Below are 23,951 nucleotides of genomic sequence, written 5' to 3'. Positions count from 1 at the left end.
ATTTTAAAAACTAATGATGTCTTCGAGATCTCCCTCGTCGCTATTTAAAAATTTGTCCATTTGCTGATAACTCACTTCCCCTGTTAATCCATAATCAGAAGGTGTGAATGACTGAGGACTTCCGGCCTGTGTGATACAATGTGTAATCAGCTCTTTTAGACGAACCATATAAAGCACAGCCAGTGATTCAATAGTAGAACTTTCAAAATGCCAGTTACTGTAACTCCAGTTCAGAGAAAGCTGCCCGTTTTGTACCAGTCCGGTCACAGAAATCAATTCCCGCATCGGGTAACTGGCACTGATTTCCCGGCCAGCAGACTCTTCTGCATAAGTAAACACACCTGCTGCACTGGTGATATGATCAAACTGACCGAGGTAATTAAAGATAATATTCCACGGTGCAGCATCCTGAAGTGCGGGTTCTCTGTTGATATATTTCAGCACGCCATAACCAATGCCTTTGTCAGGAACCTGGCGGAGCTGCTCTTTGATACTTTTAATCAGATTACCAGTGTCATTACTTTCAATTGCATCAGTAGTCAGCAATACCGGGTAAAGATTAGTGAACCAGCCTACCGTACGGCTTGTATCCATATCAATTCCCAACTCTTCCCTTCCGTGGCCTTCCAGTCCGATCACTACTTGTTTTTCACCACTCCAGCCGTTAATCGTCAAGGCCAGCGCCGTTAATAACAAGTCATTTATTCCTGTATTGTAAACTGTTGAAGCTTCTTGTAATAACTGCTGGGTAAACACCGTATCTAACTCTATAGAGAATGAGCCTGCGTCTTTTAACATAACCAGAGTTTCCGGAGTTTTATCCGTTGGCAAATAGGTTGCTGAACGGACTACCTCTTTCCAGTAAGGCAATTGGGAGCGTAACACCGAAGACTTTCCGTATTGTACCAACTGATTATGCCACTGTCTGTAAGAACTGCTTTTTTCACCCAGGCTGATACTTTCTTTCTTCAACCCCGCTTCCAGCAAGCGTTCCATATCTTCCAGTAAAACACGCCACGAAACCCCATCTACTGCAAGGTGATGCACTACAAAAAGCAAGCGATTATACAACTCAAAATCAGGAGTTTCCATCCAGACAAACTGGATTAGCGGACCGTTAGTAATGTCTAATCCAGCCTGATAATTTTCGCAGTTTTCAGCAATGGTTTCTTCCAATGCCGATTTAGCCACTACGGTCAGATCTTCATAACTCAGCTGTACAGATTCATCACTGTAAGTCTGAACCCATTGATTTTCATTCTTATGGTAAGAGAACCTGAGCGCATCATGATGCGCTTGTAATTGCTCCAAAATATCGGATAACATTTCCTGATCAATACGTTTGTCCAGGTTTAGTAACACACTCTGATTGAAATGATTGATTGCATGTTTATTGACCAGCTCTTCTTCAAAAAACCATTGCTGAATCGGTGCAAGGCCTGCTGTTCCTTCCAGCTGTCCCTGCTCCCCTTTAACCAGCCCTGCTGTATTTTTACGTGCAACAGCAATAATTGCCAGCTCTGCGATAGTCTGATGCATAAATACATCTTTAGGTTTCAGATTACAACCTATCCATTTAGCACGGCTTACCACTTGTATCGTGATAATAGAGTCACCACCCAATCTAAAGAAATTATCGTGTATACCTACTTTGCTGATGCCCAGCAATTCCTGCCAGATCCCCGCTAATCCGGCCTCGGTTTCATTACGTGGAGCCACATATGATGTGGTATCAATTTCACCATCAGCAACAGGCTGAGGTAAAGCTTTACGGTTTACTTTTCCATTCGCTGTCAGTGGAATAGTTATTAATTCTACCCATAATGCAGGCACCATGTAAACTGGTAAACGTGTTTTCAGATATTCTTCTAAAAGCTGTCTGTTAAATGCACCCGATGGTACAATGTAAGCTACTAAACGCTTATTGCCCTGATCATCCGGATTCACTATCACGACAGCCTGATTAACCAGTTCATTTTGCAGTAATACCGTTTCTATTTCTCCCAGTTCTATACGGTAGCCTCTGATTTTCACCTGTTCATCTGTTCTTCCCAGATATTCAATATTTCCATCTGCCAACCAGCGTGTCAAATCTCCGGTACGGTATAACCTTTCTCCGGCCAGGAATGGATGGGCAACAAACTTTTCTGCTGTCAATTCTGGTAAATTCAGATAACCTCTTGCCAGCTGCATACCGCTGATACAAAGCTCACCAGGTGTTCCTATAGCAACAGGGGCCAGATTAGCATCAAGAATGTAAGCTTTGGTATTGGATACTGGCTTACCAATAAATGGCAGCGTACCATTTGTAGCTGCTGATAAAGCATAATGAGTAGCGACTACTGTATTTTCTGTTGGCCCATAATTATTGACCAGTGCGTATGATAAATGAGTTACATCTACTGGTGGTAAACGATCACCACCTGTGAGCAGATATTGCAACACATGATTTTGTTGCTGCAAGGCATCAACTATTTCTTTAACCAGGCCTGTGGCCACAAAACTATGTGTGATACCAGCTAAAATGTAATGTTTGGCAACTTCTTCAGGAGATAAACGCGTATCATCATCCAGCAGATGCAGCGTACTTCCGGCACACAAATAAGGCCATATTTCCCAGCCAAATGCATCAAACCCGATACTTGCCATGGCAGTCGCCTTGCTTTCAGCAGTGACTTCATAAGCACCAATATGCCATTTCACCAGGTTCACCACGCTATGATGCTCTACCATTACTCCTTTAGGACGACCAGTTGAACCCGAAGTATAAATGACATAGGCAAGTTGATTTGGAAGAATTTCCAGATTAGACACCGCTTCTTTCTTATTCCAAATCGCATCCAGCTCTTCAATCAGCAACAGACTTGCATCTTCTCTCTGGCATAACCCCGCGTATTTATTATTCGTGATGACCAGACTGCTGTTACAATCTGCTAACATATAAACAATACGATCCTGCGGATAACCCGCATCAACAGGTACATAAGCACCTCCTGCTTTCAGAATACCCAGGATACTGATAATCAGCTCCGGACTTCTGTCCAGACAAACAGGGATCAATTGTTCAGCGCTAACACCTTTGCCTTTCAGCTCCTGTGCCAGCTGATCAGATTTTCTGTCGAGTTCTCCATAAGTCAGGCTGATATTTTCAGCAACCAATGCAATTGCATCCGGATTACCTAAAGCCTGTTTTTTGAAAAGAGATACTAAAGATTCAGTGGTTTCAACCGGATAATTGACCGGGGCAGTTGCGAAATCTTCTAATACTTGCTGCGTTTCTCCCGCAGTCAGGAAGTTAATGCTATTGATCTGCTGTTCAGGCCCCGACAGAATTGCTTGTAACAACTGCTCGTAATGGCCTGCCATACGGGCAATAGTAGCCTTATGGAACAAGTCCGTGCAGTATTCTATACTCAGGTCCAGCCCATCTTCATTTTCTTTCAGTACAAAAGTGAGATCAAATTTGGAAGACGTGTGTTCAATATCTTCTGCAGATAAGACCATCTCTCCCAATTTCACTTCAGCTTCTTCCGGTGTATTCTGCAATACAAACATGACCTGGAATACTGGTGTTCTGCTGATATCCCGGTTTTCAACTACCGCATCTACAACCTTTTCAAAAGGAGTATCCTGGTAAGTATAGCCTTCTAAAAGCGTTTCTTTAACCTGTTTCAACAAGTCGCTGAATGCTGGTTCTCCACTTAAATTGGTACGTATAGCAAGGGTATTGATAAAGAATCCAATCAGTCCTTCTACCTCTTCCTGCTTTCTTCCCGCCACTGGTATACCCACAGCAATATCATCCTGACCACTATATCTGTACAGCAACACTTTAAATGCAGCCAGTAAAGTCATAAACAAAGTTGTACCCTGCTGCTGACTGAACTGCAGCAGTTGCCAGCTCAATACAGTATCCAGTTTAAAATCGGCCATCGCACCATTTGTACTTTGTACAGCCGGCCTGGTCAAGTCAACAGGCAGATCCAATATAGTGGTATCAGCCAATTGCGTAGTCCAGTAATCCAGTTGTTTAGTCAAGACAGTACCCTGTAAATAATTGCGCTGCCACATGGCATAATCTGCATATTGCAGCGGCACCGGCAACAATGACGTATCGCGTTTTTCTACATGCGCGTTATATAATTCAGTCAGTTCTTTGACCAGAATTCCTTCAGACCAGCCGTCAGATGCAATATGGTGCGTTACAAGAACTAACAAATGATCCGTTTCACTGCGTGTTACCAATCCTGCTCTTAACATATGGTCTGCAGACAAATCAAAAGGAGCTTGTATAAACGATTGAATAGCAGTGGTCAGATCTTCCGGTCCGGATTCCGGTTCAATTGCAGCTAACTGCCACTGATTTTGTGCTAATATCTGTTGATAAGCACTATTGTCTTCCTCAGACCAGTGGATCACACTTCTTAATACTTCATGTCTGTTCACAATTTGCTGAATGGCATATTGCAGACTTTCTCTGTTCAATTCGCCCTGTAATTTAAATACACCGGGTATATGGTAATGAACAGTACCTTCCAGCCTGTCAATGAACCATAAACGCTCCTGGCTAAAGGAAAGCGGAATATGCTGTGGACGTACCTGAGCCGTTACCGGTGGCAATAAATCAGCAGGATGCTGCGCCAATAGAAAATCTGCCTGACCGGCAATTGTTGGATAAACAAATATATCTTTCACAACCAGTTCCACTTTCAGTCTGCTACGGATCAGCGCAAGTAATCTGATCGCCAGCAGGGAATGCCCGCCGCGCTCAAAGAAATTATCATGGACGCCAACCGCTGTAGTTTCCAAAAGCTCTTCCCAGATTGTAACCAGTGTTTGTTCTGTTTCATTACGCGGAGCTGCATATAAATTATTAACTAATAATGCAGCAGATGGATCAGGCAATAATTTGCGATCCACTTTTCCATTCGCTGTCAATGGCAGCTGCTCCAATTCTACCAGTACCGGCACCATATACTCAGGCAGTTTTTGCAGCAGATATTGACGTATTACATCCTTATCCGCAGCTGCGCCTGTGATATAGCCAATCAGATTTCCTGATTTCACAACCACAACTGCCGCTGTAACCTGTTCATGCTGCAGCAATACTTTTTCTATTTCTCCCAGTTCGATACGATAACCGCGGATTTTCACCTGATCATCAATACGCCCTAAGTATTCGATAGTCCCGTCTGCCAGCCAGCGTCCAAGATCTCCCGTTTTGTACATTCTTTCCCCCTGCAGATTGGTCACAAACTTCTCTGCAGTCAGCTCCGCGCGGTTCAGATAACCACGGGATACCCCAACCCCGGTTACACAAATTTCTCCTGGAATTCCGAAGGCACATAAGCGTCCTGATTTATCCAGTATGGAGATATGCAGGTTCTGTACCGGCTTACCCAGAGGCACGCTGTTACCCACCGGTGTTTCATGCATTATAAAATGCGTAATATCATCCGAAGCTTCCGTTGGCCCATAAGCATTCACGACCGGAATATTCCCATAAAGAGGATGGCTGAACCATTGCTCCAGCAAAGGCTGATTCACTGCTTCCCCAGTGACCAGTAAGTACTGTAGTTTTTCCAGTTTTATATCCAGCTCTTCCTGCAATAAAGCCCTCAGATAAGAAGGCACCAATTCAAGAATAGTAATTTCATCTTCAGCCACCTGCTCAAGGAAAGAAACAGGTTTTAAAATCAGTACATCATCATAAATAACAGTGCGGCCTCCACACAATAGCGCGGCAAACATCTGCCATACTGAAATATCAAAAGTATAAGAGGCAGTATAAGCCAGCACAGATGCTGCGTTTAACTGCAGGTCATTTACTTTGGCAAATAAGTGATTCAGCATTCCATCATGTTCTACCAGTACCCCTTTAGGCGTACCAGTAGAGCCGGAAGTATAAATCACATAAGATAAATCCTGTGGTGCGGCCATTACTGCTGGATTGGCAGTTGAATATTGTTTCAGCATTCCGCTGTCCACATCCATTAAAATTAACTTAGCAGAAGTAGCCGGTATCACATGACTCACCGTACTGTTACTGATCACCAGCGTTGCTTTCGCATCTTCCAGTAAATAACTGATCCTGTGCGGCGGATAATTAGTGTCCACAGGGATATAAGCTGCCCCTGCTTTCATCACTCCCAGAATAGAAATAATCATTTCTGGTGAACGGGTAATACATACCGGCACCAGGATATCTGGTTTAACTCCTAAAGTAATCAAATGATAAGCCAGCTGATTCGCCCGCTCATTCACTTGTTGATAAGTTAAAGTATCATTTTCATACATCAGGGCAACCGCATCAGGCGTATTTGCTGCTTGTTTTTCAAACAGGCTTACAAACGTTTCCTCCTGAGGATAAGCAACCAACGGCCCCTGTCCTATTTGTTGTAATGTATTTTCTTCTTCCTGCGTCAGCATTACCAGCGCTGCAATATCCTGTGATGGCATCTCTACAACAGACCTCAGCAACTGCTGATAATGTCTGCCCATGCGGGCAATGGTCTCTTGCGCAAAAATATCCGTACAATAATCTATACTTAACTGTAATACACCTGCTTCTTCTGCGAGGGTAAAAGTAAGATCAAACTGAGCCACTACATGCTCATTTTCAACCGCTGAAATAGCGATCTCATGGAAACCATCCGTAAGCGTGACAACCGTATCCTGCATTACAAAAAGCACCTGGAATAACGGACTTCTGCTCAGATCCCTGGTTTTCACTACAGCCTCTACTATTTTTTCGAAAGGCATATCCTGATGTTCATATCCATCCAGCAACGTAGTTTTAACGTGCTGTAATAAATTCACAAAAGAAGGATTTCCGCTCAGATCAGTATGGATTGCCAATGTATTGACAAAGAAACCGATCAGCTCTTCTGCTTCCTGTTGTCTTCTGCCTGCAACCGGGGTACCCACACAGATATTTTCCTGGCCACTATAACGGTGCAGTAAAACCTGGAAAGAAGCAAACAAAGTCATAAACAAAGTGGCCGACTGCTGATTACCCAAAGCATGTAAACCGCTCGTTAACTCTTTTTCTATTTCAAAACGCAATACAGCACCATTGGTACTTTGAACAGCTGGTCTTGGATAATCTGCCGGAAGTTCCAGCGGTTCCAATCCCGCAAGTTGTTTTTCCCAATAAGCCTGTTGCTGCGCTAAAACTGCTCCGGTCAGATAAGCTCTTTCCCAAAGCGCGTAATCCGCATATTGTATAGGTAAAGGAGCTAAAGAAACCACCTGCTGCGTAGTATAAGCATTGTAAAGCGTTGTAATTTCATTCACCAGTAAGGATACTGACCAGCCATCGGATGAAATATGGTGCATCACTATGGCCAGCATATATTCATCTTCCGCTAAAATAACCAGTCCAGCTCTCAGCATATGATCTGCTGCCAGGTTAAAAGGACGGTCAATAAAATCAACAATCGCCGATTCTGCTATTTCTTCCAGTTGCCATAAATCTGAAGGCAATACCTGCTGCTCGACCATTCCGCCATACGGAGCTTGCAACAAAACTGTTCTTAAGATCTCATGACGGTTGATTACTTGTTGTATCGCATACTGCAAAGCTTCTTTATTCACCCTGCCCTGCATTTTCAGCACTGCAGGAATATGGTAATGTGTACTTCCTTCCAACTGATCAATGAACCATAAACGCTCCTGTCCAAACGACAATGGTATACGTTCCGGCTTAGGCTGTACAGTAATTGCCGGTAGTAAAATCCGGTCTGATTTTTTATCCGCATAAGCTGCCAATGCGGCAATAGTTGCATGAGCAAACAGCTCTTTCACCTGCATTTCCACTTTCAGGTCTCTGCGCATCGCACCCAATAACCGGATAGCCAGCAGGGAATGTCCTCCCAGTTCAAAGAAATTATCATAGATACCCATACGCGGCACTGCTAACAATTGCTGCCAGATTGCTGCAATCTTCACTTCAGTTGCGCTTCGCGGTGCCAGATATTCATTGGCAGACAACGCACCTGCCTGTGGATCCGGTAATTCTTTCCGGTTTACTTTTCCGTTGGATGTCAATGGAATTTCTTCCATCAATACCCATATTGCAGGCACCATATATTCCGGCAACCTTGAACCAAGCCAGTTTTGTACAGCTTCTTTATCAAATTCTTTTTCTGGCACTACATAAGCAACCAGTTGTTTATCACCCGAATGACCAGTTCTTGCCAGTACCACACTATTGCTCACCAATCCGCTCTGCTGTAAAGCGCTTTCAATTTCTCCAAGCTCAATACGGAAACCGCGGATTTTCACCTGGTCATCGATACGGCCCAGGTATTCAATATTTCCATCCGGATACCATCTTGCCAAATCACCTGTACGGTATAATCTTTCACCCGCTACAAATGGATTGGCGATAAATCTTTCCGCTGTCAATTCTTCTCTGTTCAGGTATCCCCTGGCTACACCAGCACCACTGATATAGAGTTCTCCTGGCACCCCTATCGGTACCAGATTTTGTTGTAAGTCCAGAATGTAGGCACTTAGCGTGGGTATTGTTTTACCAATAATACTCGCACTGCTATTCAAATGCTCCTCGTCAAGTAACTGATAAGTAACGTGTACCGTTGTTTCGGTAATACCGTACATATTAATCAGCAAGCAATCTGTATAAGCCTCTCTCCATGGTTTCAGTTTTCCGGGATTTAGTGCTTCCCCACCAAAAATCACATAACGAACAGCGATCGTATCTGTATAAGTAACCAGGTAATCCTGCAATACATAAAATGAAGACGGAGTCTGGTTCAGTACAGTCACTTTTTCTTCGACTAATAATTGCGCAAACAAAGTGGTATCGCGGGATATATGCTTAGGTACAATGACCAGGCGGCCACCATAAAACAGCGCGCCATACATTTCCCAAACTGAGAAGTCGAAGCAGAACGAGTGGAACATGGTCCAAACATCCAATTCATTAAAATCATATAATGGTGATTCCGTTTCAAATAACCTGACTACATTCACATGTTCAATCAGCACTCCTTTAGGGCGGCCTGTTGAACCAGATGTATAAATTACATAGGCCAGGTTATCCGGATTCACGTTTACCATTACCGGCGAAACTGAATACTGACTGATCAGCTCCTGATCTGTGTCCATTTCAACCAGTTTACGAATACTGCTGATAGATTTTAGTGTTTCACTATCAGTACTGTTACTGATCACAATAGTCGCTGCCGTATCTTCCACCATATACTGAATACGATCTTGTGGATAAGCAGGGTCCATCGGCACGTAAGCACCGCCCGCTTTTAACACCCCTAATAAAGCGACGATCATGTCCAGTCCATTGCTCATGCAAACCGGCACGAGCATCTCTTTAGTCAGACCGATCCCGCACAGGTAATGTCCTAACTGATTAGAACGCTCCTGTAATTGACGGTAAGTCAAATGACTGGTTTCATAACTTACTGCAACCGCATCGGGCGTTTTAATCGCTTGTGTTTCAAAAAGCGATACAATAGTTTCTTCCAGCGGATAACCAGCTGGTACACCTGTAAAGACTTTCAATAATTGGGCAGCTTCCTGAACCGGAAGGATTTCACTTTCACGAACCAGTCCTGTATAATTATTCAGGTAAGCCTGAATGATATTGTTGAAATATTCCAGCAGTTCAGCCAGTTTTTTACCAGACTTCAGCTTTTTACGTAAAATATACTGGATGCTGAACGTATCACCAGTGGTATTGACTGTACAATCCAGGTAAGTATTGGTAAGCTCGTAACCTGCAATAGCCAATTCCTCTTCTGCAGACTCTTCAGCAATGGTTGCTGCAATCCCCGCATCCAGTTTATTGTAAACGTGGAAGTTGATATAATTGAATAAAGCATCAAAAAATGGATTGTCATGAGACGACTGTTCTCCGGTAGCCTTGGTGATTTCAAACAGACTCGTTCTGTCGCGTTCTTTCAGTGACAATAACTGCGCTTCTATGGCCTCAAAATAGCTGCTCCATGTCAGCTCCCGGGCTGATATTTTTAACCTGAAAGGATTTGTATTCAGGAAACAGCCCAATAGCTGATCTGCATCTTCAACCAGTGGCCTGTTATTGGTCACCAGACCTACAGTAAGCTCATCTTCTTGAGTAAGCAGGTTCAATGCATACAAATAAGCACCCATTGCCAAACCCTTCAGGGAAATATTATCTTGTTTGGTTCTTTCTTTCAATAAGGTAACCAAATCTGCATCAAACTGATGATTTAGGACCTGGAAGTCATTCTCCGCTGTAAAAATATCGAGGCGTTTATAATCTTCCAGTTCATTTTTCCAGAACTGTGTGTGATCATCGCTATTTTTTGCGATCAGACTTTCAATGATAAAATCCTTATAAGTACATTTCAATAATGGCAATACAACCTGCTCCGGCTCACGGATCAATTGATTACATAAATTGAAGAGTTCTGTATTCAGAGAAGCCAGACTCCAACCATCCAGAATAGCATGGTGAAACTGGAAGGCCAGTAGGTGCTGATCTTTTTGAGTAAACACGGCCGCTCTCCATAAAGGTGCTTTTTCAGGAATAAAAGGAGTAGCTCTTTCTTCTTCCAGATATAATTCCACCGCACTTTTTACTGCATCATCTTCTAGTTCTTTGAGATCAAATGACGGAACGACTACATCAATACGTTTATGAACAAGCTGAAGATCATTCCCATCCACATCCAGTTTGAAAGCAGTCCTTAAAATACTGTGTTTCACCGCTAACAGTTCATATGCTCTTTTTAACAGATCAGCATCAAAAGTTACCGGAACAGGACATACAAACTGGTCATGATATAATGCTTCCTTCGGATTTAACAGCGAAACATAAATCATTCCGCGTTCAATATCACTCATTGGATAAACATCTTCAATCGCCGCTGCATTTTCCAGTTTTGGCAGCATCGTATCTTTCAGTTCCGCTATTTCTGCTGTAAGCTGATCATACAATACCCTGCTGTTTAATAACGCAGGCTTGCTATCCACAACCGTTCCCAATTGCGCAATCGTTGCCGCTTTATAAACTTCAAATACTTTGACCTCTTTATTAAACAGTTGCTTGATCTTACTAACCACCCTGATGATACTGATGGAATCTCCACCCAGTTCAAAGAAGTTATCATGAATACCAATGCGTTCTGCTCCCAGCAGTTCCTGCCAGATTGCGCTTAGTTTTTCTTCTGTTTCATTGCGTGCTGCTTCATAGACAGTACTCAATAATTTATCCACCTCCGGCTCTGGCAATGCTTTACGATTGACTTTTCCATTGGATGTCAACGGAATATCTTCCATCATCACCCATATAGCCGGCACCATATATTCTGGTAAACGTGTGCCCAGCCAGTTCTGCACTGCTTCTTTGCTAAATGCCGCTTCTGGCACGACATAACCTACTAATTGTTTATCGCCCGAATGACCTGTTCTTGCCAGAACCACACTGTTGCTCACCAAACCACTTTCCTGTAAACAGCTTTCAATTTCTCCAAGCTCGATACGGAAACCGCGGATTTTTACCTGGTCATCCATACGGCCCAGGTATTCAATATTTCCATCCGGATACCAGCGGGCTAAATCACCTGTACGGTATAATCTTTCCCCTGCTTCAAATGGATTGGCAATAAACCTTTCTGCAGACAATTCTTCCCTGTTCAGATAGCCTCTGGCCACACCAGCACCGCTGATATAGAGTTCTCCCGGAACGCCGATCGGTACAGGATGCTGTTTTGCATCCAGAATATAGGCACTTAACGTTGGAATTGTTTTACCAATGATACTCGCACTGCTGTTCAGGTGCTGGTCATCAAGCAACTGATAAGTCACATGCACTGTGGTTTCAGTAATACCGTACATATTAATCAGTGAACAATCCTGGTAAGCTTCCTTCCATTGTCTGAGTTTTCCCGGATTCAATGCTTCTCCGCCAAAAATCACATAACGTACTGCTATCGTATCCGTATAAGTAACCAGGTAATCCTGCAATACATAAAACGAAGACGGAGTCTGGTTCAGTACAGTCACCTTTTCTTTAACCAGTAACTCAGCAAACAAGGTAATATCACGCGAAATATTTTTAGGTACCATGACCAGGCGACCACCATAAAACAACGCACCATACATTTCCCAAACCGAGAAGTCAAAGCAGAACGAATGGAACATGGTCCATACATCCTGTGCATTGAAATCATATAATGGAGTTTCCGTTTCAAATAATCTGACTACATTCCTATGTTCGATCAATACCCCTTTAGGACGACCAGTAGAACCAGAGGTATAAATGATATAAGCCAGATCTTCTGCATTTACAGCTACAGGCACTGATTCAGTTGAATAGCTGCTGATCATCTCAAAATCAGTGTCCATTTCAACCAGTACACGAATTGCATCAATAGTTTTTAAAACAAAGCTGTCAGCACTGTTACTGATCACAATAGCTGCTGCGGTATCTTCTACCATATACTGAATACGGTCTTCAGGATAAGCAGGGTCCATGGGTACATAAACCCCACCAGCTTTTAATACACCCAGAATGGCTACAATCATATCCAGTCCATTGTTCATACAAAGAGGCACCAGCGTTTCTTTGACCACACCGATACTGGACAAATAATGTCCAAGCTGATTAGAACGTTCCTGCAGCTGACGGTAAGTCAACTGACTGGTTTCATAACTTACCGCAATAGCGTCCGGCGTTTGGAGTGCCTGTGCTTCAAAAAGTGAGACTATAGTTTCTTCTTTAGGGTAATCTGCCTGCACACCTGTAAAGGTTTGCAGCAGTGTCAGTTTCTCTGGCGAAGTCAATAAAGGCAACACACTGATCTGCTGCGCAGGACTAGTAGTCACTGCTCTTAATAATTGTTCAAAGTGCCCGGCCATTCTGCTGATGGTTGCAGGTCTGAACAAATCTGTACAGTATTCAATGTGGAGGATTAACCCATCTTCCCCTTCTTCCATATTGAAGATCAGATCAAATTTTGCAGTAGTCAGCTCTACTTCATCTTCCGTTAAAGTAAGGCCCGGCATAGCCCAACCCGCGTGATCCGGTACATTTTGTAGAACAAACATCACCTGGAACAATGGGCTGATGCTCATATCCCTGCTTTTCACTACCGTATCTACTACTTTTTCAAATGGCAATTCCTGATGTTCATAAGCTTCCAGCAACGTAGTTTTTACCTGTTGCAATAATTCTGTGAAGGAAATATTCTCATTCAAACCCGCACGTATAGCTATCGTATTGATGAAGAAACCAACCAGTTCCTCTACTTCCTGACGGCTTCTGCCCGCTACAGGAGTACCTACGCAAATATCTTCCTGTCCGGTATAACGGTATAATAACACTTGCAAAACAGACATCAGTGTCATAAACAGCGTAGTGCCTTGTTGCTGACTTAGCTGGTTCAATGCTTTACTCAGTTCAGGATCTATATTAAAAGTCAGCATCGCTCCTTTGGTACTTTGAACTACTGGTCTGATAAAATCAGTAGGCAAGGCAAGTGGCTCAAGACCAGACAACTGCTGTTTCCAATAATGTTGTAAAGATTCCAGCACTGCACCCTTCAGATATTGACGCTGCCAGATTGCATAATCTGCGTACTGTACTTCTGGTAATGTCAATGCTGCCGTTGTATTTTCCAGGTAAGCCGTATACAGCTCAGAAAGTTCACTGACTATAATAGCAGATGACCAGCCATCTGAAGCAATATGGTGGATAGCGACAACCAGTATATGTTCTTCCTGCTCCAGTTGAATCAATCCCGCCCGCAGCATATGATCTGCCGATAAAACAAATGGACGATCAATAAATGCACTGATCTGATCGTGCAGCTTACCTTCTATGGTCAGCTCTTCCAGTTGCCACTGATCTGGTGCTAAAATATGCTGAAAAGGAACTCCTTCTTTTGCTCCGATTACAGTTCTAAGCGCTTCATGACGGTTAATAATCTGTTGCAGGGCACAACTTAGTGCCTGCTGATTGACTATTCCATTCAACCTGAATACAGCCGGAATATGGTAATGTATACTTCCTTCGAGCTGATCGATAAACCATAAACGCTCCTGACTGTAAGACAATGGGATAAATTCTGGTCTTTTCTGAACAGTAATGCCGGCATTCAGTTCAGTTAATCCCATTAACCTGATATAAGCAGCCAGTTCATGAAGAGTTGGACGTATAAATACATCTTTAACCAGCAGTTCTGTCTGCATTTCTTTTCTGATTGCTGCGATCAGTCTGATCACTAATAAAGAATGTCCGCCGCGTTCAAAGAAGTTATCATAGATACCCGCCTGTGGTATTTCCAGCAGACGTTCCCAGATCTCAGCCAATTGCTGCTCACTCTGATCACGCGGTGCTGCATATTCCCTTAAGGCAGCCGAAGCCACATCAGGCAACGCTTTTTTATCAATTTTACCGTTGGCCGTCAATGGAAATACTTCCATCATAAAAATCACCGGTACCATGTATTCTGGTAATCTTTCTTTCAGATATTCAGCCAGTTCGTCCCTGTCAGCTCCTTCTTCGGGAACAACATATCCGATTAATCTTTTAATACCACTTTCGTCTGCTTTAGCTACTACTACGGCCTGTGCAACCAAAGGATGATCCTGTAATACACTTTCTATTTCTCCAAGCTCAATACGGAAACCACGGATTTTCACCTGGTCATCCATACGGCCCAGGTACTCCATATTTCCATCTGGCAACCATCTTCCAAGGTCACCGGTTTTGTACATTCTTTCGCCAGCATGTAATGGATCTTCTACAAATTTCTCTGCAGTCAGCTCAGGACGTTTCAGATAACCACGCGCTACCCCGATACCAGCTACACAAATTTCACCTGGTATGCCTATCGGACACTGCTGCCCGGCACTATCCAGCACATATAACCTTAAATTTTGTATTGGTACACCCACCGGAATATTTACAGCATCCGGAGTATCATTCATAAAGTAAAAACTTACATCATCAGAAGCCTCTGTAGGGCCATAAGCATTCACTACCTGTATGGATTTAAAATGCGGATGTGCAAACCATAACGACAGCAACTGACGCGTCACGGCCTCACCAGTAACCAGCAGATATTGTAACGCACTTAAAGTCACCTCTGTATCTTCATGCAATACCGCATTCAAATAAGAAGGCACTAACTGAAGCAGCGTTACCTCCTGCTGATCAACTGTTCTGATCAGCGCATCCGGACGCATGATCAGACTTTCCGGATAAATGATAGTGCAACCGCCACAAATCAGCGTATTCACCATTTGCCATACAGAAATGTCAAAAGTATAAGGAGCGGTAAAAGCCAGCATAGTTTTTTCGTTCATGGTGAACTCATCCACCATAGCCAGTAAATGGTTGAATAAACCAGCATGCTCAACCAGTACTCCCTTTGGCTTGCCCGTAGATCCTGAAGTATATAACACATAAGCCAGATCTCCCGGAGCGGTAATAAGTTCGGGTGAATCCACCGGCTGGCTTTGCCATATTTCAAGGTCATGGGCTAAAGTAATCACCGTAACATTCAAGTCTGAAGGTAAAACCAGCTGGCTTACAGGATCAGCAATGACAACAGTTGCCTCACAATCTGCCAGCATATAGCTGATCCTGTCTTGCGGATATTTTGGATCAACCGGAACATAAGCTCCACCTGCTTTCCAGATACCTACTACAGCAACGATCATATCCAGTCCCCTGTTCATGCAAATAGGGACCATACTATCCCGTTTCACCCCTTTCGTCCTTAAATAATGTGCAAGCTGATTGGCGCGTTCATTTAATGCGGCAAAGCTTAACACTTCTTCTTCAAATCTTAAGGCTGGTGCATCCGGCGTATTTTTCACTTGCGCCTGGAAAGCATGGACAAAAGTCAGCTCATCAGCATAAGTAATCAGCTGGCCGCTGGATATCTTTACCAGCTCTTTTTCTTCCTGGTCAGTCAGGATATTCAGGGTGCCTGTTCTTTGTTCAGGATTAGCGACTATAGCTTTTAACAACTGGTTATAATGACCAGCCATTTTCTGAATGGTTTCCGCACTAAACAGGTCTGTACCATATTCAATACCCAATAACAATTCCTCACCTTTTGGAACTACGGTAAAGACTAAATCAAATTTAGCTGTAGTTTCTTCCAGATCTGTCGTAGTTAGGGACAAATCTCCCAATTCGAATGCGATCTCATCCGGCATATTTTGTAATACAAACATGGCCTGGAACAAAGGATGTCTGCTTAGATCTCTGGTTGTGGCTACTGCCTCCACAATCTTTTCGAATGGCATATCCTGGTAATCATAGCCTTCCAGCAAAGTTCCTTTGACCTGCTGTAGTAAGTCTGTAAATACAGGATTATCACTTAAATCGCTTCTTACCGCCAGTGTATTCACAAAGAATCCAATCAGGTTTTCTTCTTCCTGTTGTTTCCTTCCAGCCAGTGGTGTACCTACACAAATATCCGTCTGGCCGCTATAGCGGTATAACAAGACCTTAAACGCAGCCATCATAGTAATGAACAGCGTAGCGCCCTGCGCCTGGGTTAAGGAATTCAGCTGAGCAGTCAGTTCACTGTCTAAAGTGAACCCTAATAGCGCACCGTTCGTACTTTGAACAGCTGGTCTTGGATAATCAGTTGCTAAATTAAGCGGTGATAATCCGGATAATTTATTGGTCCAATATTGTTTTTGTTGTTTCAGTACCTCACCAGTTACATATGCTTTTTGCCATAATGCATAATCAGCGTACTGTATGGGTAAAGACAGCAGCTGATGCTCCCTGTTTTCTATATAAGCTCCATATAATCCGGATAGTTCCCTGGCCAGAATAGCTACCGACCAACCATCAGAAGCAATATGGTGCATGGTAATCAGCAGTGTATATTCATCAGTTGTAAGCTGCATTAAACCTGCGCGTAACGAATGATCCGCAGCCAGATCAAAAGGCTGATGAGCCAGTTCATGAATTCCTTCCGTATTAACAACTTCACTAAGCGTCCACTGATCAGCAGCTAAAATATGCTGATAGGCAACTCCATCTTCTTCTCTGATGACAGTTCTCAATACCTCATGTCTGTTGACAATCGTTTGCAATGCATATTGTAAAGCTTCGCGGTTTACTTTTCCTTTAATATTCAGTACTGTAGAAATGTGATAATGTGTACTTCCTTCCAGACGGTCAATAAACCATAAACGTTCCTGACTAAATGACAATGGAATATGTACAGGTCTTACCTGTGGAGTAAGGGCTGGTAATAACACGCTGTTTTCCTGTTGCTGAATATGTATAGCCAACGAAGCAATAGTCCGGTGTATAAAAATATCCTTCACTGCAAGCTCTGCCAGCAATTGTTTACGGATAGCCGCAATTAACCGGATAGCCAGTAAGGAATGTCCTCCCAACTCGAAGAAATCATCATTTACACCTGCGCTTTCTATAGCCAGTAAATCTTCCCAGATCACTGCCAGTACTTGTTCAGTCAGGTTACCCGGAGCTACATAGGCTTTCTTTCTAAGCAGCTCTCCTGCAGGATCTGGTAGTGCTTTTCTATCCACTTTTCCACTGGTTGACATTGGAAACAGTTCCAATTCTACCACTAATGGAATCATGTATTCAGGAAGGATCTGCTTCAGATAAGCAGTTAATTCTTCCCTTTTATAATTTTCGGCAGGAATAATATACGCTACCAGTTGTTTATTTCCATCACCGTTTACTTTGGCCAGCACTACTGATTCTTTAACCAGTTTGCTTTGCTGGATGACCGCTGCGATTTCTCCTAATTCAATCCGGTAACCTCTGATTTTCACCTGATCATCTGTCCTTCCTAGGTATTCAATATTTCCATCTGGTAACCAGCGTGCCAGGTCACCACTGCGGTAAAGCCTGCCATGCTGCATAAAAGGATCAGTAATGAATTTCTCAGCGGTTAACTCAGCCCGGTTAAAATATCCTCTGGCTACCTGGACTCCACCAATATGCAATTCTCCCGGTACACCTGCTGGTACCAGTTGCCCTGATCCATCTAAAATATGTATGGATACATTGGCTATCGGCTTTCCAATAACCACTCTGCCTTTTGCTTTAACCGGGTCATCCGATAAAGTTGCACAAACCGTATTTTCTGTTGGCCCGTAAGCATTCACCAAACGGATACCATAAGATTGAATTTTACGTGCTGCTTCACTATTCAGTGCTTCTCCTGCGGATACGATAGTTTGAATCGAAACAGGAATATTATCCTTAATGATATTCAGATAAGAAGGTGGCAGGGTAACTACCTCAACCCCATAATCGTTCATAAATTTACTGAAACGATCTGCAGACAAGATATCTTCCTTTTCCGGAATCACTAAACATCCACCAGTTAAAAGGGTGTTAAAAAGTTCATAACAAGACGCATCAAACCCGAAGGATGCAAACTGTAAGGTTCTCATACCAGGCACCAGGCGTAATGCTTTCGCCTGACTTGAAGCCAGGTTCACTACCCCGCCATGCTCCACAAGCACTCCCTTTGGAGTTCCGGTGGAACCAGAAGTATAAATCATATAAGCCAGGTTATGGGGCCACAATGAAGTTTTTATTTTTGTGCCTTTTTGATGCAAACTGGAAATAGTCGCATAGTCAAGTATAGTAATATCAAGTTGTTCCGCTGCTGAAATCTCCTGTAAATCTTCCGCAAATGCGGCACTGGTCAAACACCAGTTACTGTTGATATCTTCCAGCATAAACCTCACTCTTTCTGCCGGATATTGTGTATCAACCGGTACATAAGCAGCCCCTGCTTTTAATATACCCATAATCCCGATGATCATTTCAAGACCTCTGTCCAGATAGATGGGCACTAGTGAGTCTTCTTTTACCCCTTGATCTCTAAGGTAATGCCCCAGGTGATTGGATAATTTATCCAGTTCCTGATAACTCACCTGTGTTTGCTGATACCAAACCGCAGTTGCATCTGGTGTTGCGTTCACATTCGCTGTAAAAATATCCAGGATAGTTCTGTTTCTGGCTATTCTGTTTACCGGCTGATTAAATTCATGCAGTAATTGATGTTCCTCTTCCGCAGTCAGTAGTTTAAGCTGACCAATCTCCAGGGCAGGTGATCCTGCAGCTGCTTCCAGTAACTGAATATAATGTGCAGCCATTCTTGCAATCGTATCACGTTCAAACAGAGCTGTACAATATTCTATGCTTAAGGTCAAGCCATCTTTCTTTTCCGTAACGATGAAAGAAAGATCGAATTTAGCAATGCTATGCTCCACATTTTCTGTTGTTGCGGAAATCCCTTCCAGTTTGATACCGGACAGATCCATCGCATCCTGTAACAGGAACATGACCTGGAAAACAGGACTTCTGCTGATATCCCAGTTTTCTCCAGCTACTTTCACCACTTCATCAAAAGGCAGATCCTGATGCTCGTAACCTTCCAGTAAGGTTTCTTTCACCATTTTCACTAATTCAGTGAAAGAAAGAGATCCGTTAGCCTGATTACGTATGGCCATTGTATTGACAAAAAAGCCAATCATACTTTCCACTTCCTGTTGTTTTCTTCCGGCAAGCGGCGTACCCACACAAATATCTTCCTGGCTGGTGTAACGATACAACAATGCCTGGCATACAGACATCAGCGTCATAAATAACGTAACGTTCTGTTCTCTATTGAAATGATTCAGTTTTTGCAATAAATCATTTCCGGTTTCAACTTCAAGTATGGCTCCTTTTTTACTTTGAACAGGAGGCCTGGTAAAATCTGTGGCCAGGTTTAGTGGCTCTATTCCGGAAAGTTGCTTTCTCCAGTACTCCTGTTCTGCTTTTAAAACTTTTCCGGTCATATAATTCCTTTGCCAGATCGCATAATCTGCATACTGCAAAGGAAGCTGAGGAAGAAGACTGTTCTGGTGACCTGCATGATGGTTATACAAGGCAGATAATTCACAAATTATAATCGGGGTAGACCAGCCATCCGCAGCAATATGGTGAATGGTAATGGCCAGTATATGCTCATCTGTTCCGGCCGGAATAATACCTGCACGCAACATATAGTCGGCAGAAAGATCAAAAGGACGATACATGAATGCGGTAAGCGCAGCTTGCAGGTCCTGGTCTGTATTGATGTCTTCCGTTTTCCAGTAATCCGCAGATTGTACCTGCTGATAGCCGATTCCGTCCTGCTGACCGATTACCGTTCTGAGTATTTCATGACGACTAACAATATCTTTTAAAGCCAGTTGTAAAGCTTCCGTATTCAGCTTACCTTTTAATTTTAAGACCAGTGGAATATGGTAATGACTGCTTCCTTCCAGCTGATCGATAAACCATAAACCTTCCTGGCTAAAGGACAATGGCATTCCCATTGTCCGTGGTTGCGGGGTAATCGTTAACTGTGCCCCTTTTTCCTGTTGCGCTATATGAGCTGCCAGCGCTGCAATAGTTGGGTAAAGGAATAATTTTTTCATGGTAATGACCACTTGTAATTCTCTGGTAATCGCTGCAATCAGACGCATGCCCAGCAGCGAATGCCCTCCAAGTTCAAAAAAGTTATCACAGACACCGACCGATGATATTTGCAGCAATTGCTGCCATTGTACAGCCAGAAATTCTTCCGTTTGATTACGTGGCGCAATATATTCAGTAGTGATTACCGCTTCGGCAGTTGCATCAGGCAGTGCTTTTTTATCAATTTTCCCGTTCGCGCTTAATGGCAATTGTTCCAGTTCCACCAATGCCGGAATCATATAAGCAGGAAGCTTTTCCTTCAGATAATCCAGTACTGCATCTTTATCATAACTGGTCACAGGCACGATATAGCCCAGTAAACGTTTATTTCCGGTGATATCCTCTTTTGCGATCACTACAGACTGGCTGATCAAACCAGATTGCTGTAAAGCGTGCTCAATCTCTCCCAGTTCAATACGATACCCCCTGATTTTAACCTGGTCATCTATACGTCCCAGGTATTCAATAGCACCATCTGGCAACCAGCGGCCTAAATCACCTGTACGGTACATCCGTTCTTTCGGATCTGTACTGAAAGGATCTTTAATAAATTTCTCATTCGTCAATTCCGGTCTGCCAAGATATCCTCTGGAAACACCAATACCCGCTACACAGATTTCGCCGGGAATCCCCATTGGTGCTAACTGCATTGCTTCATCAAAAATATGGATACGCAGGTTCCTTACCGGTTTGCCCAGAGGGACATTGATATGCAAAGGGGTATCATACATGATATGGTGCGTAATATCATCCGATGCTTCTGTAGGCCCATAAGCATTAACTACCGGGATATCCGCATAATACCGGTGGCTGAACCACAGGCTTAAGACATGCTGATTAACCACCTCTCCTGTAACCATCAGGTAACGCAGTTTCTCCAGCGGGATATCCATATCTTCCTGCAGAACAGCAGCCAGATAAGATGGCACCAGTTCCAGAATAGTAATCTGATCTTGTGCCACAGCACCAATCAGAGCTGATGGTTTATAAATCAGTTCATCCGTATAAATAACAGTGCGTCCGCCACATAAAAGCGCAGCAAACATCTGCCATACCGAAATATCAAATGTATAAGACGCAGTAAAAGCCAATACCGTTTCTGCGTTCATTTGCAAATCCTCAATCTTTGCAAATAAATGATTGATCATTCCGGCATGCTCTACCATTACCCCTTTCGGTTTACCCGTAGATCCGGAGGTATAAATCACATAACTTAAATCTTTACCTTCGGGGATAACTGCAGCATGATCTGCTGGTTGTCCTGCAAAAACTGAAGAACCCTCTTCAATGGTAATTACCTGAATCTGACCAGTAAGCTGTGCTTTTGTTTCTTTGCTGCAGATCATCAGTTCAGCAGCAGTATCTTCCAGCATATAATTTATTCTTTCTGCCGGATAAGAAGTATCTACAGGTACGTAAGCAGCACCCGCTTTCATGACACCTACAATCGCAATCAGCATTTCAATGGAACGTTCTATACAAATCGGAATTATTGTATCTTTTTTTATACCAAGACCATGCAGATAATGAGACAACTGATTAGAGCGTTCTTCCAGTTGTTTATAGGTTAATTCAGTTCCTTCCAGTACAATTGCAACCGCATCCGGTCTGAGCGCAGCCTGCTCATCCAGCAACTCAGTTAACATTTTTGGATCTCGCGAAAAAGAAGAGTCCGGTGAATAACTGAGTGATTTCAGTAATTCTCGTTCTTTTCCCGGCAGCGTATTGATCTCTGAGATATCGCTATCCAGCATATAATCAAACTGATCCAGCATAAAAAGAATACGTTCCGCCATTAATCCGACCTCTTTCTGATCAAAATACTGAACCTGGAAATCCATTCTTAATTGTAATGGCTGCTGCTGACCATAGTCATACCAGAACATTTCCATTGGGAAAGGTAAATGACCACTGGGTACATTGTTCGCTATACCAGTCAGGCCATCGCCAAAGTCGAGCTGAAAATCCATTGGCGCATAATTCACTACAATTTCAATCAATGCATCTTCTACCGCATTGATTTTGAAATGTCTGCTCAGATCACCTATCAGGTAATTCTGGTTGCGATAGTCTTCTCTTTGTGAAGCCGCAATTGATTTTAATAAATCTATGACTTTCGTTCCCGGAGCACAGCTTCCCAAAAATGGGATTACCCCGGTAAACATTCCGGGAATAACGCGCAGTTGTTTTGTTCTTCTGCGGTGTAAAGGTATACCAAAAACAAACTCGGACTGATCTTGTATACTGCTAAAATAGATCATGAGTGCTGCAAGCGTCAGCTGCTGTACAGAGGCCTTGGTTTTCACCTGTAATGCTTCAAGTTTGCTTCTCTCTGCCGCTGTAAACTCCATAATGAAAGTATCACATTTTGTATTCCACTTTTCATCAGTAGCGTATCTGCTGCTTAACATAGGGGATGGCCTTTTCTCTAGTTTCTTTTTCCAGTAATCACCCTCAGCCGCATAGGCATCAGAACTATAATAAGCAGAAGCCCTCGCAGCCTCTTCGATATAGGAAGGATGTTTAAAAACAACATCTTCACCACTCACCAATGCTTTGTATTTTTTAGCGACATACTGATTTAAACCCGAAACACCGTAGCCATCAGTAATCAGGTGATGGAGTTTAAAATAATACAGATGTTCCTGATCTGTAACGCTGATCAGGTATTGTTCGGTCAGGATATTTTCTTTTTTTACTTCAAAAGGTATAGCCAGACGTTCTTTTATCCACTGCTCAATTTCCGCCCGCTTATTTTCACCCTCTTCAAAAATGAGCTCTGGCAACTCAAATTTCTGGTAAGTATCATCTATGTAAACAACAGGTACCGGATCATTGAGATCAAATCTCATCTTTAGCGCATCAAAAACTTCTAATGCAGAATTAACAGCGATGATAAATTTTTCTTTATCCAGGGGGCCGGTTAATCTGATGTATCCTCCCACATTGTAATATGGAGCTTCTGTATTGATCAATTGATCTATATACACATCTTGTTGTGCAGGGTGTAGCGGAAAAGTATGCAGTGACATAATTATTGTTTTTTAAGGTTGTAGATGTAGTTGTGAAGGAGTAGCAGATTTATTGTCCCGGGGTATAAACTGCCTTTAAGCGTATTTTTATTACGTTTGATTTATTAACCGCATACGCAGAAAATAAATCAAATTCTTAAATTGCAATTTAAGTTTTCATAGTAGTTTTAAATTATCACAAATGATTCAATAGATTGCTCCAAAGTAAATATCAAATATTAATTTATTAATAACTGTTGATTATGATTAACCTTTAAAAAGATCAATTTACAGTTAAAAATATTCATGATTTTACAGTTTAGGCTTTGAGAAAGAGAGGTCATTATATTTATATTTATCTGCCAGCCGGGATCTGGCAAAATAGAGTGAGTATTATCTTAATTATTTAAGGCTTAATTCCATCTATGCCTTATACCTATACAAAC

The 23,951-nt window shown here is 42.8% G+C and carries 1 protein-coding gene; it reads right to left on the bottom strand.

All coding sequences use genetic code 11. From position 1 onward, the window contains the following. Window positions 1-3: 3 nt before the first annotated feature. Window positions 4-23,526 carry a non-ribosomal peptide synthase/polyketide synthase gene (locus AB3G38_RS01175; RefSeq protein WP_367866667.1) on the bottom strand — a complete coding sequence of 7,841 codons (23,523 nt, stop codon included), beginning with the start codon at window positions 23,524-23,526 and terminating at the stop codon, window positions 4-6. Between the last annotated feature and the right edge of the window lie 425 nt (window positions 23,527-23,951).

It is taken from the genome of Pedobacter sp. WC2423, from assembly GCF_040822065.1.
Classification (GTDB): domain Bacteria; phylum Bacteroidota; class Bacteroidia; order Sphingobacteriales; family Sphingobacteriaceae; genus Pedobacter.
Note: the sequence above shows the minus strand (reverse complement) of the source record. Positions and strands in the feature narration are given on the sequence as shown.

Coding starts and splice junctions, on each gene's coding strand:
- AB3G38_RS01175 (WP_367866667.1), bottom strand. CDS start 23,526: ATGTCACTGCATACTTTTCCGCTACACCCTGCACAACAAGATGTGTAT.